At 71.6% G+C, this 15,499-nt stretch carries 16 protein-coding genes; 2 read left to right on the top strand and 14 right to left on the bottom strand.

Features of this window, described 5'->3' with window-relative positions; genetic code table 11:
- Nucleotides 1-427 precede the first annotated feature (427 nt).
- From VF612_RS04090 to VF612_RS04075, 4 genes are all read right to left on the bottom strand, one after another.
- Nucleotides 428-2,923 (bottom strand): DNA translocase FtsK, encoded by a 2,496-nt coding sequence (locus VF612_RS04090; protein WP_408658577.1) that lies wholly within the window; start codon nucleotides 2,921-2,923, stop codon nucleotides 428-430.
- A gap of 102 nt (nucleotides 2,924-3,025) precedes the next feature.
- Complete coding sequence (gene dapA / locus VF612_RS04085; RefSeq protein WP_408658576.1) at nucleotides 3,026-3,922, bottom strand: 4-hydroxy-tetrahydrodipicolinate synthase; 897 nt, start codon at nucleotides 3,920-3,922, stop codon at nucleotides 3,026-3,028.
- 90 nt (nucleotides 3,923-4,012) lie between these two features.
- Nucleotides 4,013-4,624 (bottom strand): nucleoside/nucleotide kinase family protein, encoded by a 612-nt coding sequence (locus VF612_RS04080; RefSeq protein ID WP_408658575.1) that lies wholly within the window; start codon nucleotides 4,622-4,624, stop codon nucleotides 4,013-4,015.
- Between the two features lie 11 nt (nucleotides 4,625-4,635).
- Nucleotides 4,636-5,937, bottom strand: a complete 1,302-nt coding sequence (locus VF612_RS04075; RefSeq protein WP_408658574.1) for a winged helix-turn-helix domain-containing protein — start codon at nucleotides 5,935-5,937, stop codon at nucleotides 4,636-4,638.
- 215 nt (nucleotides 5,938-6,152) lie between these two features.
- On the opposite strand from VF612_RS04075, the gene VF612_RS04070 reads away from it, so the two are divergent.
- Nucleotides 6,153-6,692, top strand: coding sequence for a GNAT family N-acetyltransferase (locus VF612_RS04070; protein WP_408658573.1), 540 nt, complete (start codon nucleotides 6,153-6,155; stop codon nucleotides 6,690-6,692).
- A gap of 73 nt (nucleotides 6,693-6,765) precedes the next feature.
- Nucleotides 6,766-7,422, top strand: coding sequence for a DUF2461 domain-containing protein (locus tag VF612_RS04065; RefSeq protein WP_408658572.1), 657 nt, complete (start codon nucleotides 6,766-6,768; stop codon nucleotides 7,420-7,422).
- On the opposite strand, the gene VF612_RS04060 is transcribed toward VF612_RS04065, so the two are convergent.
- The 10 genes from VF612_RS04060 to VF612_RS04015 form a co-directional block, all read right to left on the bottom strand.
- Complete coding sequence (locus VF612_RS04060; RefSeq protein WP_408658571.1) at nucleotides 7,419-7,577, bottom strand: hypothetical protein; 159 nt, start codon at nucleotides 7,575-7,577, stop codon at nucleotides 7,419-7,421. The genes VF612_RS04065 and VF612_RS04060 overlap by 4 nt on opposite strands.
- A 7-nt stretch (nucleotides 7,578-7,584) precedes the next feature.
- Nucleotides 7,585-8,337, bottom strand: a complete 753-nt coding sequence (gene dapB, locus VF612_RS04055; protein ID WP_408658570.1) for a 4-hydroxy-tetrahydrodipicolinate reductase — start codon at nucleotides 8,335-8,337, stop codon at nucleotides 7,585-7,587.
- An 11-nt stretch (nucleotides 8,338-8,348) separates the two neighbouring features.
- Nucleotides 8,349-9,659, bottom strand: coding sequence for a M16 family metallopeptidase (locus VF612_RS04050; protein ID WP_408658569.1), 1,311 nt, complete (start codon nucleotides 9,657-9,659; stop codon nucleotides 8,349-8,351).
- 9 nt (nucleotides 9,660-9,668) lie between these two features.
- The gene (locus tag VF612_RS04045; RefSeq protein WP_408658568.1) at nucleotides 9,669-10,211 is read right to left on the bottom strand and encodes an O-acetyl-ADP-ribose deacetylase; all 543 of its coding nucleotides are present in this window, start codon (nucleotides 10,209-10,211) and stop codon (nucleotides 9,669-9,671) included.
- 29 nt (nucleotides 10,212-10,240) lie between these two features.
- Nucleotides 10,241-10,702 carry an RrF2 family transcriptional regulator gene (locus VF612_RS04040; protein WP_408658567.1) on the bottom strand — a complete coding sequence of 154 codons (462 nt, stop codon included), beginning with the start codon at nucleotides 10,700-10,702 and terminating at the stop codon, nucleotides 10,241-10,243.
- A 49-nt stretch (nucleotides 10,703-10,751) separates the two neighbouring features.
- A complete protein-coding gene (locus VF612_RS04035) occupies nucleotides 10,752-11,747 on the bottom strand; it encodes a sulfate/molybdate ABC transporter ATP-binding protein (protein WP_408658566.1) in 996 nt (331 codons plus the stop codon).
- An 8-nt stretch (nucleotides 11,748-11,755) separates the two neighbouring features.
- Complete coding sequence (locus VF612_RS04030) at nucleotides 11,756-12,646, bottom strand: sulfate ABC transporter permease (RefSeq protein ID WP_408658565.1); 891 nt, start codon at nucleotides 12,644-12,646, stop codon at nucleotides 11,756-11,758.
- Nucleotides 12,639-13,508, bottom strand: a complete 870-nt coding sequence (gene cysT / locus VF612_RS04025; protein ID WP_408658564.1) for a sulfate ABC transporter permease subunit CysT — start codon at nucleotides 13,506-13,508, stop codon at nucleotides 12,639-12,641. The genes VF612_RS04030 and cysT overlap by 8 nt, the downstream gene beginning before the upstream one ends.
- A complete protein-coding gene (locus VF612_RS04020) occupies nucleotides 13,501-14,520 on the bottom strand; it encodes an extracellular solute-binding protein (protein WP_408658563.1) in 1,020 nt (339 codons plus the stop codon). Before VF612_RS04020 ends, cysT begins: the two co-directional genes overlap by 8 nt.
- A 235-nt stretch (nucleotides 14,521-14,755) precedes the next feature.
- Nucleotides 14,756-15,499, bottom strand: a 744-nt coding sequence (locus VF612_RS04015; protein WP_408658562.1) for a S1 RNA-binding domain-containing protein, incomplete at its 5' end; no start/stop codon positions are given.

Genomic DNA, 15,499 nt, shown 5'->3' with positions numbered 1-15,499 from the left:
CGCCGGCATCGCCGAATTCCTCGATCTGGAGTACGTCAAGCCGAACACGCTGGGCAACTCCCGGATGCTGCTCACCCTCGAGACCCGCCCGCAGCCGTCGGCGCGAGCCGGCCTGTTGAACCATCATGTGGAGGTCGATACTTTCCGCGCGCCTCACCAGTCACAGTAGATAACACCTATACCGTCAGTCACGGAGGTGTTGTCTATGACCGGATTTCAGCTGGCCCGACCTGGGTCTGCGAGCTGGACCGTGCCCGCCCGGGAAGTTGCCGGCTCCGGCCGCCATGCCTCGAACGAGCGCGCAAGGTTGACGTTCCGCCGGCTGTTCTACCTGGCCCGGCACGCGACGCGCGGCTAGCCCGAGCGTCCACAGGGCCCTGACCGCACCCGCGGTCAGGGCCTTCTGCTGTGTCAACCAGCACCGCGGTCAGAACGGCGCCGGCCCGTCCTCGTCCTCGGCCACCAGGTCCTCGGCGCTGCCGCCGTTGCGCAGCGTGTACATCAGCCCGGCCAGCTCATCGGGCTTGACCAGCACGTCGCGTGCCTTGGAGCCTTCGGACGGGCCCACGATCGAGCGGGACTCCATCAGGTCCATCAGCCGGCCGGCCTTGGCGAACCCGACCCGCAGCTTGCGCTGCAGCATCGATGTCGACCCGAACTGGGTCGAGACCACCAGCTCCACCGCCTGCAGGAAGACGTCCATGTCGTCGCCGATGTCGGAGTCGATCTCCTTGGCAGCCGCGGCCGGCACGGTGACGTCCTCGCGATAGGTCGGCTGCAGCTGCGCCTTGCAGTGCGCCACGATCGCGTTGATCTCCGCATCGGTGACGTAGGCGCCCTGGATCCGGGCCGGCTTGGACGCTCCCATCGGCAGGAACAGCCCGTCGCCCTTGCCGAGCAGCTTCTCCGCGCCCGGCTGGTCCAGGATGACCCGGGAGTCGGTCACCGACGAGGTCTTGAAACCCAGCCGGGAGGGCACGTTGGCCTTGATCAACCCGGTCACCACGTCGACCGAGGGCCGCTGGGTGGCGATCACCAGGTGGATGCCGGCCGCCCGGGCCAGCTGGGTGATCCGCACGATCGCGTCCTCGACATCGCGCGGCGCCACCATCATCAGGTCCGCGAGCTCGTCGACGATCACCAGCAGGTAGGGGTAGGGCGTGTAGACCCGCTCGCTGCCGGGCGGGGCGACCAGCTCGCCGTGGCGGACCTTGCGGTTGAAGTCGTCGATGTGCCGCACGCCCGAGGCCTCCATGTCCTCGTAGCGCATGTCCATCTCGCGGACCACCCAGCCCAGCGCGTCGGCGGCCTTCTTCGGATTGGTGATCACCGGCGTGACCAGGTGCGGGATCCCCTGGTAGGCGGCGAACTCGACCCGCTTGGGATCGATCAGCACCATCCGGACCTCGTCCGGGGTCGCCCGGGTCAGCACCGACAGGATGAGGGAGTTGATGCAGGAGGACTTGCCGGCTCCGGTGGCGCCGGCGACCAGCAGGTGCGGCATCTTGGCGAGGTTGGCCACCACGAAGCCGCCCTCGACGTCCTTGCCGAGCGCCGCCAGCATCGGGTGGTGGTCGCGCAGCGCCACGTTCGAGCGCAGCACGTCCCCGAGCATCACGATCTCCGGATCGGTGTTCGGGATCTCGACGCCGACCGCGGACTTGCCGGGGATCGGGCTGATGATCCGGACGTCCGGGCTCTTCACCGCGTAGGCGATGTTGCGGGCCAGCTGGATGATCCGCTCCACCTTGACGCCCGGGCCGAGCTCCACCTCGTATCGGGTCACCGTGGGGCCGCGGCTGAATCCGGTGACCGCGCAGTCGACGTTGAACTCCTCGAACACCTGGGAGAGCGAGGCGATCACCTCGTCGTTGGCCTTGGTATGGGCCAGGTGCTGGGACCCGACGCCCAGGATGTCGGGCGAGGGAAGGATGTAGGCAGCGCCGCCGTGCAGCTCCAGCTGGGTGGGCCGGGTGACCGGTGGCAGGTCGTCCTCCACGGCCGGCTTGGCGATCCGGGGCTTGCGTGGCTTGCGGGCGCCCTGGTCGGCCCCGGCGTTCTCAGTGTCCCCAGTAGCCGGGTCACCGGCCGGAAACGGGTCGTCCAGGAACGGGTCGGCCTCGTCCGGCAGGCCCGGCTCGGCCCCTCGGCCGTCCTCGGTGCCCTGGGCCGGGGACCGGTCGGCGGCGGGAGCGGCGATCAGGTCACGCACCAGGCCGGGCAGCTGGTTCAGCGGGGTGGCGGTCACCACCAGCACGCCGAAGGCGCCGAGCAGGAACAGCAGCAGGACGACCAGGCCGGCCGGCAGCACCCGCTCCAGCTGGCCGGCGAGCACCCCGGTCACCCCGCCGGCATGCGACCAGCCGGTCTCGTCCCGGGGCGAGTCGGCCCACAGGTGCAGCATGCCGGTCACCGTGAGCAGGATTGCCAGCCCGCCGACCAGCAGCCGGCCACGCCGCTCGGGATGCGGCTGCTGGCGCAGCAGGTGCACCGACCAGGCGATGAGCAGCGGCGGCAGCAACAACGCCAGGTTGCCCACCAGCAGCCGGAACAGCCCGGTGATCGCCTCGCCCAGCGGGCCGGCCGCGGCGAACCACACCGCGATCGCCGAGATCAGCCCCAGCGCCAGCACCGCGAGGCCCTCGCCGTCCCGGCGGTGCGCCGGATCCAGCTCGCGAGCGGTGGCCGCGTTGCGACCCACCGCCCGGGCCAGCGTCCCCACGGTGGCGCTCAGCGCCCGCCACAGCTGGACGAGCAGCCGGCCGAGACCGGCCAGCAGCGGACGCTGGCGGGCGGGGGTACGGGAAGAGCGGCCGGACGGGCGGCTGCGGCCGGCCGGCGCGGAGCCGCCGGTGCGGGCACGCCCGGGCCCCGACGCCTTCTTGGAGGTCGGCTGTCGGGTCCTGGTTCCGGAGGTTGCCACCTGGCAACGGTAACGCTCAACTGCAAGTTGAGGGCGGATCGACACCGAAGCGCCTGGGGGGTCGAGGCCCGAGCCGGTTACCCCGGCAGGCTGGGCCGGGAGCTAGGCGAGCCCGGCGGCGGCCAGGTCCTGGCGCAGGTGGCTCAGATCGTGCTCGGTGGCCTCGACCATCGGCAGCCGGACCGGCCCGACCGGCCGGCCCTGCAACGCCAGGCCGGCCTTGACCAGGATCACTCCCTGGGTGCGGAAGATGCCGGTGTAGATGGGCAGCAGCTGCCGGTAGATCCGCAGCGCCTCGGCGGTGTCGCCCCGCCCGTAGGCATCCAGCAGCTGCCTGGTGGCGGCGCCGGAGAAGTGGGTGGACGTGCCGACCAGCCCGGTCGCGCCGATCGAGAGCAGCGGAAGCAGGAGCGCGTCGTCGCCGGCGTAGTAGGCCAGGTCCGTCTCGGCCAGCACCCTGGCAGAGGCCGCCAGGTCACCGCGGGCGTCCTTGACCGCCACGACCTGCTCGTGGGCGGCCAGCTCGATCAGCGTCTCGGTCTCCAGCCGCACCCCGGTCCGGCCCGGGATGTCATAGACCATCACCGGCAGCGGGCTGGCGTCGGCGATCACCCGGAAGTGCCGCAGGATCCCAGCCTGCGGCGGCCGGGAGTAGTACGGGGTGACCACCAGCAGCCCGTCCGCGCCGGCCTTGGCAGCCTGCTCGGCGAGCTGGACCGAATGCACGGTGTCGAAGGTCCCCACCCCGGCCAGCACGCTCGCCCGGTCGCCGACCGCATCGACCACGGTGGCCAGCAACTCCGCCTTCTCGCCGTCGGAGGTGGTCGGCGCCTCGCCGGTGGTGCCGTTGATCACCAGGCCGTCGTTGTGCTGGGTGTCCACCAGGTACTCGGCGAGCTCCCGCGCGGCGGCCAGATCCACTTCACCGGCAACGGTGAACGGGGTGACCATGGCGGTGAGCAGCTGGCCGAACGGGCGGGTGCGATCCGTACTAGACATGGCCTTCAGGTTACCGTCGTCGACCGGCGGTGACTGCATTTCGGCGCGCAGACATCCCTGCCGGCCCGGACGGACACCTCTGCCGGCTGCTCAGTCGGCGGTCCAGCCCAGCACCCGGTCGGCCCGGTCGCGCCCGGCGGCGACTGCCCCGGCGTTGCGCTCGTCCGAGGTCTGCACCCAGCTCTCGGCCTCGGCCGGGGACTTGCCGAAGGCCACGTGCCGGCTGATCAGGGCATCGCGCCGGGCCGCCGGCGGCGGGTCCAGGTACCAGACCTCGTCCAGCAGCGGGCGGATCTCCGGCCATAGCAGCAGGTAGTTGCCCTCGGTGATGACCAGCGGCGTGGTGGCCGGCACCGCGATCGCGGCGGCGATCGAGTCCTCCAGGGCGCGGTCGAAGGCGGGCGCGTAGACGGTGCCGGCCTCGTGGCGCAGCCGGTGCACCAGGGCTGCGTACCCGGCGCGGTCGAAGGTGTCGGGCGCGCCCTTGCGATCGCGCAGGCCGGTGCGGCGGAGCTCGGCGTCGCCGATGTGGAAGCCGTCCATGCCCACCAGGACGGCGCGCTCGGGGCCCAGGGCGGCTGCCAGCCGCTGTGCCAGCGTGGACTTGCCCGCTCCCGGCGGCCCGGTGATGCCCAGGATCCGGCGCTGGCCGGCGGCGCTCAGCTCCGCGGCGTCGGCCAGCAGCTCGGCAAAGCGGGTCATCGTCAGCTCGTCTAGTCCCCGGCCGCTGCCATCGCCGCTCCGGAGGCCTGCCAGCGGACTTCCTGGGGCGCCGGATGGGACCGGCTCAGCACGTCCGCCAACGCGGGCGCCAGGTCACCCGGGCCGGCGACCCGCACGCCCTCCAATCCCTGCCAGGCAGCCAGCTCGGCCAGCGCGGCCGCCAGCTGGACGGCCACCTCGGCGTGATCGACGCCGGGTTCCGCCCACGCCGACTGGACCCGCAGCACGCCGGCCTGCCGGTCGGCCTTGAGGTCCACCCGGCCCACCAGGGTGTCGCCGAGCAGGAACGGCAGCACGTAGTAGCCGTGCACCCGCTGCTCCTGCGGGGTGTAGATCCCGATCCGGTAGTGGAAGCCGAACAACCGCAGTGTCCGGGCCCGGTACCAGACCACCGGGTCGAACGGGCTGAGCAGCGCCCGGGCCGCCATCCGGCGGGGACGGCGGGCGGCCGGCCACAGGTAGGCCGGGGAGCCCCAGCCGGCCACCGTCACCGGCAGCAGCTCACCGGCTTCGACCAGCTCGGCGACCCGCGCCTTGGAATCGGCCCGCGGCAGCCGGAAGTAGTCCCCCAGGTCCGGCTCGGTGGCCACGCCGTAGGCCCGCGCGCCGATCCGGACCAGCTCGCGCTGGGCGTCCTCCTTGGTGGGGGTCGGCTGGTTGTGGATGGCGGCCGGCAGCACTCGCTCGATCAGGTCGTAGTGGCGTTCGAAGTTCACCCGGCGGGCCGCGCCGATCTCGCCGGCCCGGAACAGGTACTCCAGCACCACCTTGCCGTCGTGCCAGTTCCACATCTCGCCGGGCGTCTTCGGCCGCCGTTGCTGCCCCACGTCGGAACTGCGCACCGGTCCGCGCTCGGCGACGAGCCTGCGGACCTGGTCAATCAGATCCGGCTGTTCGGCGGTGATCCGTCCGAGGTCGCCCCACGCCTCCCGGCGGGCCCGGGCCATCCGCCAGCGCAGCAGCGGGTGGGTGGCCAGCGGGATCAGCGAGGCCATGTGCGCCCAGTACTCGACGTACTCCCGCTGCAGCCGGCCGGCGGTGTGCCCGGTCAACCGGTCCAGGATCTCGCGCGGGTACGGGCCGAGCCGGGCGAACACCGGCAGGTAGTGCGACCGGTCCAGGACGTTCACCGAGTCCAGCTGCAGCAGCGCCATGGTGTCGACGACCTTGCGGATGTGGCGGGCGGTGATCGGCCCGGCCGGCCGGGGCACGCCGAAACCCTGGGCCGCCAGGGCGATGCGGCGGGCTGCCGCTGCGGACAAGTCGGCTGAAGGCACGCCACATTGGACCATGCCCGTCCGACAGCGGCGCGTCATCGCCGCCGCGACGTTCAGCGAGGCAGCCTCGATCGTTGGCCCGGTAGCAGGGCGGCTCGCCGGAGCGACCCCTGCACCGCGGCCAACGACGCACTCGGAGCCGCCAGGTACGTCAGCGACCAGCCACGGGACGGCAGCGGCTGAGCTGCCGCCCCGGTTGCTCTCCCGGCCCGTCGCCTAGGCTGTCTGACGTGGCAGATGTAAGCGTCCGGCCGGCGACTGCCGGCGACGTTCCCGAGCTCGCCCGGATCCAGCTCGACACCTGGCGGCTGGCGTATCAGACAGTGCTGCCGGCGCCGGTCCTGCAGTCGCTGAGCACGGAGCAGATAGCGGCCAGCTGGCATGCGGCCGTCACCGCGCCGCCATCACCGAGCTTCCACGTCCTGGTGGCGATGGAGGGCGAGTTCCGGGTCGGCTTCGCCGCCTTCGGCCCGGACGCCGACCGCCAGCCGCAGGATCCCGACCCGCTGCGCACCGCCGCGATCAGCATGTTGCTGGTCGAGCCGCGCTGGGGCCGGCGCGGGCACGGCTCGCGGTTGCTGGCCGCCGTCGTCGACCTCACCCGGCCGGCCGGGGTCACCCGGTTGGTGGCCTGGGTGCCGGTGGCCGACACCGCCTCGCTGCAGTTCTACCGTTCGGCCGGCTGGGAGGCCGACGGCCTGCGGCGCGACCTGGACACCGGGGTCGGCACCGTCACCGAGCTGCGGCTGCACGCCGCGCTCGCCGACTGAGCACCCGCCGCGCCGGACCGCATCAGCCACCCGTGATCGCACGAGAAATCGCACGAGGGAAAGGAGCCACCCGGTGACCTTCGAGGGGATCTCGTTCGCCGCGCTGGACTTCTACGAAGATCTCGAGGCGGACAACTCCAAGTCGTTCTGGACGGCGCACCGCCACATCTACGACGAGCAGGTCAAGGCCCCGCTGCAGGAGCTGGCCGCCGAGCTCGGCCAGGAGTTCGGCGCCGCGAAGTTCTTCCGGCCGTTCCGCGACGTCCGGTTCGCCAAGGACAAGACGCCGTACAAGACCCATCAGGGCGTCTACTTCACCGAGTCGCGGCGCTACCTGCAGGTGTCGGCGGCGGGCCTGTACGCCAGCGGCGGGTACTACGACCTTGCCTCGGACCAGCTCGCGCGCTACCGCCGGGCGGTGGCCGAGGACCTTCCCGGCGAGGCGCTGGCGCAGACGATCAAGGCCGCGACCAAGGCGAAGTTGGAGATCCGGGGCGACCAGCTGAGCCGGATCCCCAGCGGCTACGACAAGGACCATCCCCGCCAGGAGCTGTTGCGGCACAAGTCGATCTGGGCCACCCGTGAGTTCGGCTGTCCGGACTGGCTGCAGACCGCCCGGGCCAGGACCGAGATCGTCAAGGCCTGGCGGGCGATGCAGCCGCTGATCGACTGGCTGGACAAGAACGTCGGCCAGTCCGACCTGCCCGTCGCGCGCCGCGGCGAGCGTTAGCGAGCCGCCGTAGGTGCACAGCGGCGAGCGTAGTAGAACATCATCGCGGCGAGCAGCACCGCCACCAGCAGCAGCGGGTTCGTCCGCCTCTTCACCACGAGCTCGGGTCCGCCGCGGTCGTCGATCGCTCGTTCGTCGCCGCGATCTTCGGTCATTGCCTTGTCACAGCCCCAGCAACGGGTCCAGACCGACGGTGAGACCGGGCCGGTTGCCGACCTCGCGGACGGCCAGCAGCACCCCGGGCATGAACGAGGACCGGTTCAGCGAGTCGTGCCGGATGGTCAGCGTCTCGCCCTCGGTGCCGAACAGCACCTCCTGATGGGCGACCAGACCGGTCGCGCGCACCGAGTGGACCCGGACCCCGTCCAGGTCAGCGCCCCGGGCGCCGGGCACCTCGGCCGTGGTCGCGTCCGGCGCGGCGCTCATGCCGGCCCGGGCGCGCGCCGCCGCGATCAGCCGCGCGGTGCTGGTGGCGGTTCCCGACGGCGCGTCCGCCTTCTGCGGGTGGTGCAGCTCGATGACCTCGGCCGATTCGAAATAGGGCGCGGCCAGCTGGGCGAACTTCATCGCCAGCACCGCGCCGATGCCGAAGTTCGGCGCGACCAGGACGCCCACCCCGGGCTGGTCGGCCAGCCACTGCGCCACCGTGGCGAGCTTGTCGTCGGTGAATCCGGTGGTGCCCACCACCACATGCAGCTGGTGGTCGATGGCGAAGCGCAGGTTGTCCATCACCGCGTCCGGATGGGTGAAGTCGACCAGTACCCTCGCGCCGGCCTCGACGGCGGCCGAGATCGGGTCGTCGAGGTCGATGGCCGCAACCAGGTCCAGGTCCGCCGCCGCGTCCACGGCCGCACACACCTGCTGCCCCATCCGGCCGCGCGCGCCCAGCACCCCGACCGTGATCAGCTCGCTCATCCCAGCGCTCCTCAGACCGCGGCGTCGAAGTCGTGCTCGCCGAACGGCCCGACGACGGTCAGGCAGGTCGGCTGGGCAGCGAGCTCCGCGGCCAGCTCGTTGACCTGGTCCAGTGTCACCGCCTGCACCAGCCCTAGCAGGTCATCGAGCCCCAGCACGTCGCCGTAGGTCAGTTCAGCTTTGCCGATCCGGGTCATTCGCGATCCGGAATCCTCCAGCCCGAGCACCATGCCACCGCACAACTGGCCCTTGCCCCGCTCGATCTCGTCGGCGCCGAGGCCGTCGGTGGCCACCGAGCGCAGCACCGCCGTCATGATCGAGACGACCTCGTCGGCCTTGCCCGGCTGGCAGCCGGCGTACAGGCCGAACAGGCCGTCACCGGCGTAGGAGGAGGTGAAGGAGTAGGTGGAATACGCCAGGCCGCGCTGCTCGCGGATCTGCTGGAACAGCCGGGACGACATCCCGCCGCCGATGGCGGTGGTGAGCACCCCGAGGACGAAGCGGCGCTCGTCGAACCGGGACAGCCCCATCGAGCCGAGCACGATGTTGGCCTGCTCGGTGTCATCGGCCACCACGCTGACCGGCCGGGCCGGCGCCGTGTGCAGCCGCCGGTCGGGCCGCGGCTCGGCGCCGGCATCGCCGTCGAAGAGCCGGCCGGTGAACGCCGCGCGCACCAGCCGCACCACCTCGGCGTGGTCGATGTTGCCGGCCACCGACACGACCATCTCCGAGGGCCGGTAGCGGCGGGAGTAGTAGCCGTGGATCTGCTTGCGGCTGAGCTGGTTGATCGATTCCTCGCTGCCCAGGATGGACCGGCCGAGCGGCGCGTCGCCGAACAGCGCCGCGGCGAACTCGTCGTGCACCAGGTCCGAGGGATCGTCGTCGCGCATCGAGATCTCTTCCAGCACCACGGTGCGCTCGATGTCGACGTCCGCGGCGGCGATGGTGGCATTGAGCACCACGTCGGCGATGATGTCGACCGCGACCGGCAGCTGCCGGTCCAGCACGGTGGCGTAGAAGCAGGTGTGCTCCTTCTCGGTGAAGGCGTTGAACTCGCCGCCGATGGTGTCCATCCGCATCGCGATGTCCAGGGCGGACCGGTTCCGGGTGCCCTTGAACAGCAGGTGCTCCAGGAAGTGGCTGGCGCCGGCGACCGACGGCGTCTCATCGCGCGAGCCGACTCCCACCCAGATGCCGACGCTGGCCGAGCGCACGCCCGGCATCGCCTCGGTGACGATCCGCAGGCCGCCGGGCAGCACGGTCCGCTTGATCACGCCGCCGCCTGAGACGGGCAGGGTCCGGGTCTTCGCGCGTGTGCTCACGCTGACAGCCTAAGCGGTGCCGGGCGCCGGCCCGGCGTCAGCGGCCAGCACGTCCTGCGCGAGGGCCAGCGTCTGCGGTTGCCAGAGCACCAGCCGCGCGGCGCCCAGCCCGCCCTGCCGGCCTGCCGCGCGCAGCTCGCCGATGGCGATCTCGAGGGCGTGGCGCACCGGCCAGCGGTAGGCGCCCGCCGAGATCAGCGGGAACGCGATCGACCGGGCGCCGAGCTCGCCGGCCACCCGCAGCGACTCCCGGTAGCAGGACCGCAGGATCGCGCTGCGGTCCTCGCGCTCGGAGTACACCGGGCCGACGGTGTGGATCACCCAGGTGGCCGGCAGCAGCCCGGCGGTGGTCGCCACAGCCTGCCCGGCGGGCAGCCCGTTCTGGTACGCCTCGGCCCGCAGCCGCCGGCAGTCGGCCAGGATCTCCGGCCCGCCCCGCCGGTGGATCGCCCCGTCCACCCCGGCGCCGCCGAGCAGGCTGGAGTTGGCGGCGTTGACGACCGCGTCGACCTGCTGCTCGGTGATGTCGCCGAGCACGACCTCCAGCTGCATCCGATGTCCCTCCGCTGGGCGCTGCCCCGCTACCGGACCCGCCGGGCCCAGGCTTCGGGATCGTCCACCATCTTGCGCACGTGCGGCGGCAGCTTGCCGGTGAGCAGCTGCTGCAGCGAGGTCTCGTCCAGCACCTTGCGCAGGCTGGCCCGCACCGCCACCCACAGGCCGGGCAGGTGCTCGGCCAGGCCGGTGTAGTTCATCTCGTCCGGGCGCAGCCCGCGCACCTCGGCCAGCGGCCCGTCGACCGCCCGGATCACCGAGCCGATCGAGATCTCAGCGGCCGGCCGGGCCAGTGCGTAGCCACCGTCGGCGCCCCGCATCGACCGGACGATGCCGGCCCGGCGCAGGTCTCCCAGGATCGCCTCGACGAACTTGCGCGGCAGCTGCTGCTCACCCACCACGACATCGATCTTCACCAGGTTGGGAGCCTCGGCCGCCAGGGCCAGCAGCGCCCGCACGGCGTAGTCGCTCTTCGCGGAGATCTCCATCGAGGCATTGTCTCAAAGTCGGTGGGAAATATGGGGAAGAGGCGTCTGATCAGCCGACGGTCAGCACGCTGGCATGCGGGGACGGCCGCAGCCAGACCACGCTGCCGATCTGCAGGCCGAGCGCGTCGGCCTGGCCGCGGGTCAGCTGGACGGCGGTGTCGACGTCGTCCCCTGCCTCCCCGGCAGCCGACGCTCCCCCTGCGGTGACGGTGAACTCGGCGCGGACCTGGTAGCCGACCCGGCTCAGCCGCTGCACCCGGGCCGGCACCGCCCCGGCGCTGTCGGAGGTCAGCACCTCGATGTCGTGCGGGCGCACCAGGTGCGCGCCCAGCCGGGTCACCGGCCCGAGGAAGCCCATCACGAAGTCGTTGGCCGGGTGGTCGTACAGCTCGTTCGGGCTGCCCACCTGCTCGATCCGGCCGTGGTTGATCACCACCAGCGAGTCGGCGACCTCCAGCGCCTCCTCCTGATCATGGGTGACGAACACGGTGGTGACGTGCACCTCGTCGTGCAGCCGGCGCAGCCAGTCCCGCAGCTCCTTGCGCACCTTGGCATCCAGCGCGCCGAACGGCTCGTCCAGCAGCAGCACCTTCGGCTCGACCGCCAGCGCCCGGGCCAGCGCCATCCGCTGCCGCTGGCCACCGGACAGCTGGGCCGGCAGCCGGTCGGCGAACTGGTCCAGGTGCACCAGCTCCAGCAGCTCCTGGACCCGCTGCCGGATCTCGTCCTTGGGCCGCTTGCGGATCTCCAGCCCGAAGGCGACGTTGCGGTAGACCGACAGGTGCTTGAACGCCGCGTAGTGCTGGAAGACGAACCCGACGTTGCGGCGCTGGGCCGGGATGCCGGTGGCCTCCACCCCGTCGATCACCACCGACCCGCTGTCGGCCTCGTCCAGGCCGCCGATGATCCGCAGCAGGGTGGACTTGCCGCCGCCGCTGGGGCCGAGCAGCGCGGTCAGCTGGCCGCTGGGGACGTCGAGGTCGACGTCGTCCAGCGCGACGAAGCTGCCGAATCGTTTGGTGATGCCGCGGGTCTGGATTCCCATCTGCGGGCCTACTTCTTCTCGTGCGGACGGATGATCGAGATGATCACGATGCAGAGCGCGGCCACCGCGATGAGCACCACCGAGAGCTGGTAGGCGCCCGGCTCGAACTGCTCGGCGCGCTCGTCGACCAGCAGGGTGACGGTCTGGGTCTGGCTGCCGATGTTGCCCGAGACCACCCGGACGGCGCCGAACTCGCCCAGGGTCCGGGCGACGCTGAGCACCACGCCGTAGGCCAGCGCCCACTTGATGGTGGGCAGCGTGATCCGGCGGAACCGCTGCACCGCGTTGGCGCCCAGCGACCGGGCCGCCTGCTCCTCGTCCAGCCCGGTCTCGGTGAGCACCGGCAGCACCTCGCGGACCACCAGCGGCAGCGACACGAAGGCCGTGGCCAGCACCATGCCGGGAGTGGCGAAGATGACCTGCAACCCGGCGCCCTGCAGGGCCGGCCCGAACCAGCCGGTGGTCCAGCCGAACGCCAGGATCAGCGCCAGCCCCACGATGATCGGCGACACCGAGATCGGCACGTCGATGAGCAGGTCCAAGAGGCGCCGGCCGCGGAAGCGGTACCGGGCCAGCAGCAGCGCCGCGCCGACGCCGAAGACGGTGTTGATCACGATCGCGGATCCGGCGACGATCGCGGTCAGCCGGAACGCGGCGATCGCCTCGGGACCGGTGACGGCGTCGACGAAGACGCCCGCGCCCTGGTCGATGGTGCGCCAGAGCACCAGCCCGAGCGGCAGCGCCACCAGCACGCCCACGTAGGCCAGCGCCACCAGCCGCAGCGCCCACCGGCTCCGGCTGGTCCGCCGCCGCCGAGCGGGCCTGGACGGGGCGGTCGCGGCGGCCGGAGCCCCCGGACGCTGCCCGGAGGTGTCGGTCAGCACGGTCAGCTCAGCCACGCCGGGCCGCCCAGGACCGCAGGCCGTTCAGGGCGGCCAGCACCAGCACGCTGATTGCCAGCAGCACGGTCGCGGTGGCCGCGGCGTCCGGCAGGTAGCCGCTCTCGATCTGCTGGTAGATGTACTGCGAGGCGACCTCGGTCCGGGGCAGCTGGCCGGAGATCAGGACGACCGAGCCGTACTCCCCCATCGCCCGGCCGAACGCCAGCGAGGCGCCGGACGCGATGGCGGGCGTAATGGCCGGCAGGACGATCCGCACGAACGTCCGGATCGGGCCCGCGCCCAGCGAGGCCGCCGCCTGCTCGGCCTCGGTCTCCAGCGACAGCAGCACCGGCTCGACGGTGCGCACCACGAACGGCAGGGTGACGAACAGCAGCGCCACCAGCACCCCGGGCCGGGTGGCGTACCAGTTCACCCCGATCGGGCTGTGCGGGCCGTACAGGGTGTTCAGCACCAGGCCGGCCACGATCGTCGGCAGCGCGAACGGGATGTCGATCAACACCTCGATCAGCCGCTTGCCAGCGAAGTCCTCGCGCACCAGCACCCACGCGATCAGGGTGCCCATCACCGCGTTGACCAGGCTGACCGCCACCGATGCCAGCACCGTCAGCCGGATCGTCGCCAGCGCCTCGTCGGTGGTCACCGCGGCCCAGAAGTTGGCCAGGCCCGCGCCGGCTCCCTTGGCCACCACCGCCGACAGCGGCAGCAGCACCAGCAGGCTCAGCCAGAGCACCGCGATCCCGAGCCCGGCGCCGGATGCCGCGCCGAGCCGCATCCGGTCCTCCGGCGGCGGCGCGTGCCGCCGGGTCGGCGCCGCGCTCAGCGGTGCTGGCTTCAGAGCGGCGCCCGGCGACTCAGCCACCCTTGCCGGCCATGATCCTGGTGACGATGCCGGCGTTCTTGTCGAAGTACTTCTTGTTCACCGCGCTCCAGCCACCGAGATCGGCGATCGTCTGCAGCTTGGCCACCGCAGGGAACGGGTTGGCCGGATCGTTCGCGCCGGTCACGGCGCCGACCGGAACGTCCTTGATCACCGGGCGGTAGCCCTTGCCGGCGAAGACCTTCTGCCCGTCGGCGCTCTGCACGTACGCCAGGAAGTCCTTGGCCTGCTGCGGCGCGGTCTTGGTCACCGCGGCCGGGTTCTCGATCAGGATGGACTCGGCCGGCACCAGGTAGTCCAGCGACTGACCCTTCTGCCGGGCGGCGATGGCCTCGTTCTCGTAGGACAGCAGCACGTCGCCGGTGCCGTTGAGGAAGGTCGAGGTCGCGTTGGCCCCGCTGGTCGGCTTGCTCACGACGTTGGCGAAGAACGCCTTCAGGTAGTCCTGCGCCTGCGCCTCGGTGCCGCCACCGGCCAGGACATGGGAGTACGCGGCGAGGATGTTCCACTTGGCCGAGCCGGACGAGCCCGGATCCGGTGTGACGATCTTGACGCCCGGCTTGGTGAGGTCGTCCCAGCCGGTGATGTGCAGCGGGTTGCCCTTGCGGACCGCGATCACGACCACCGAGTTCGACACCATGCCCTTGGTCGGGCCGGAGTTCCAGCCCTCCTCGACGAACTTGGGCACCAGCTTGGTCATGTCCGGCTCCAGGGAGAAGGCCACGTAGTCGGCCTTCTGGCCGTTGCCGACCGCCTGGCTCTGGGTGCCGCTGGCGCCGTAGGAGGAGGCCCAGCTGACGCCCTTGCCCTGCTCGGTGGCGGCGAAGGCCGCGGTCAGCGCCTCGTAGGCGGGCTTGGGCACCGAGTAGGCCACCAGCGACAGCTTGCCGTCGGCCGAGGCGTCCGACGACGACGAGCAGCCGGTCAGGGCCAGCAGGACGGATGCGGCGGCGAGCAGGGCGGCGCCGGTGCGGCGGCCAGGGGCGGTCGTCATGTCGACTCCATTGGTTCTGTCTTTCCGATCGGACTACAAGACACTAGCCCGAGTCTTGCAGACAGCCAACCGTTGCGACGACCCTATTTCGGCTTTTGCGCGTCGTTGCCCGTGGTTGTCCGTGGGAGCCCGTGGTTCTCCGTGGGACAGGCCGAGGGCGGGCGCCCGGACGTCGAAGTCCGGACACCCGCCCTCGGGTACCGCAGGTCGTGCTGTGCCTACTCGGTCGTGCTGCTTACTCGGTCGCGCCCGCTTCGGCCGGAACCGATTCGGCGCCGTCCTCAGGCACCGGCACCAGGCTGATCTTGCCGCGCTGGTCGATCTCGACGATCTCCACCTGCAGCTTGTCGCCGACGTTCACCACGTCCTCGACCTTGCCGATCCGCTTGCCGTTGCCGAGCTTGGAGATGTGCACCAGGCCGTCCTTGCCGGGCAGCAGCGAGACGAACGCGCCGAACGCCGCGGTCTTGACCACGGTGCCCAGGAACCGCTCGCCGACCTTGGGCATCTGCGGGTTGGCGATGGCGTTGATCCGGTCCACCGCGGCGGCCGCGGACAGGCCGTCGGACGCTCCGACGTAGATGGTGCCGTCGTCCTCGATGGTGATCTGGGCGCCGGTCTCGTCCTGGATGGCGTTGATCATCTGGCCCTTGGGGCCGATCACCGCGCCGATCTTGTCGACCGGGATCTTCACCACGGTGACCCGCGGGGCGTACGGGCTCATCTCGTCCGGACGGTCGATCGCCTCGGCCATCACGTCCAGGATGTGCAGCCGGGCATCGCGGGCCTGCGACAGCGCCGCGGCCAGCACCTCGGACGGGATGCCGTCGAGCTTGGTGTCCAGCTGCAGCGCGGTCACGAAGTCCTTGGTGCCGGCGACCTTGAAGTCCATGTCACCGAAGGCGTCCTCGGCACCGAGGATGTCGGTCAGCGCGACGTACTCCGTCTTGCCGTCGACCTCGTCGGAGACCAGGCCCAT

It is taken from the genome of Jatrophihabitans sp. (assembly GCF_036388195.1).
Classification (GTDB): domain Bacteria; phylum Actinomycetota; class Actinomycetes; order Mycobacteriales; family Jatrophihabitantaceae; genus Jatrophihabitans_A.
This window is presented reverse-complemented; position numbering and strand designations above follow the sequence as displayed.

What these genes read in the sequence shown, in the direction of transcription:
- dapA (WP_408658576.1), bottom strand. Translation starts at nt 3,922, where the DNA reads ATGTCTAGTACGGATCGCACCCGCCCGTTCGGCCAGCTGCTCACCGCC.
- VF612_RS04080 (WP_408658575.1), bottom strand. Translation starts at nt 4,624, where the DNA reads ATGACCCGCTTTGCCGAGCTGCTGGCCGACGCCGCGGAGCTGAGCGCC.
- VF612_RS04075 (WP_408658574.1), bottom strand. Translation starts at nt 5,937, where the DNA reads ATGGTCCAATGTGGCGTGCCTTCAGCCGACTTGTCCGCAGCGGCAGCC.
- VF612_RS04060 (WP_408658571.1), bottom strand. Translation starts at nt 7,577, where the DNA reads ATGACCGAAGATCGCGGCGACGAACGAGCGATCGACGACCGCGGCGGA.
- dapB (WP_408658570.1), bottom strand. Translation starts at nt 8,337, where the DNA reads ATGAGCGAGCTGATCACGGTCGGGGTGCTGGGCGCGCGCGGCCGGATG.
- VF612_RS04045 (WP_408658568.1), bottom strand. Translation starts at nt 10,211, where the DNA reads ATGCAGCTGGAGGTCGTGCTCGGCGACATCACCGAGCAGCAGGTCGAC.
- VF612_RS04040 (WP_408658567.1), bottom strand. Translation starts at nt 10,702, where the DNA reads ATGGAGATCTCCGCGAAGAGCGACTACGCCGTGCGGGCGCTGCTGGCC.
- VF612_RS04035 (WP_408658566.1), bottom strand. Translation starts at nt 11,747, where the DNA reads ATGGGAATCCAGACCCGCGGCATCACCAAACGATTCGGCAGCTTCGTC.
- VF612_RS04020 (WP_408658563.1), bottom strand. Translation starts at nt 14,520, where the DNA reads ATGACGACCGCCCCTGGCCGCCGCACCGGCGCCGCCCTGCTCGCCGCC.